The 622-nt window shown below is 60.1% G+C and carries 1 protein-coding gene; it reads left to right on the top strand.

Annotated elements, in window-relative coordinates; genetic code table 11:
- Positions 1–167: 167 nt before the first annotated feature.
- Complete coding sequence (locus CKO36_RS20640; protein ID WP_200286514.1) at positions 168–539, top strand: helix-turn-helix domain-containing protein; 372 nt, start codon at positions 168–170, stop codon at positions 537–539.
- The last annotated feature ends 83 nt before the right edge of the window (positions 540–622 follow it).

Here is a 622-nt window from a genome sequence, read left to right as displayed (position 1 = left end):
CATGACATTGGGATGGCTCAGCGCTTGAGCAATCCGCTTTGAGATCGGCGATGAGCGCTTCGAGCATCTCGCGCGCGAGGAATAACGGATGGCTCCTCTTTGGTAAATAATCTTCCGGGACGGGACATCTTGCCAAATGGCAACAAACTCCTGCGGACCTCAGAGAGCTGTCGCTGAGCAGCGCTCACCCGCGCACGCGTGAGCGCTTTCTGGCGCTGTATGAACTGACTCAAACGCAGAAGAGCGCGAGTCTGATTGCGCGCGGCAGCGAACGCCATGCTCAGACGCTGATGCGCTGGGTTCATCGGTACAACGAAGGCGGTGCTGAGGCCCTGGTGTTTCGCCGCACGGGTGGGCGCCCCCCGTTTTGTCCGGAATATGAGCAAGCGTTGGATGCGCTGGTGCGTGAAGGGGTGGCGGCTGCGGGCGCGCCGAGTGTTGAACGCGACAGCGAGACGGGGCGCCTGAAAGCGGCCTCTGAGCCAGAGCCTTGTAGGGTGCGGCCTCGACAAGATGTTATTTCGAGGAGTATGCTCTAAGCCTCTGTAAATGATGAGGCGAGGAGCGATCATGGCCACGGTTGTTCGGCGTTCGGGCGAAGAGATCACCATCGAAGTGAGCC

The sequence above is a fragment of the Rhabdochromatium marinum genome (assembly GCF_016583795.1).
Lineage (GTDB): Bacteria > Pseudomonadota > Gammaproteobacteria > Chromatiales > Chromatiaceae > Rhabdochromatium > Rhabdochromatium marinum.
This window is presented reverse-complemented; position numbering and strand designations above follow the sequence as displayed.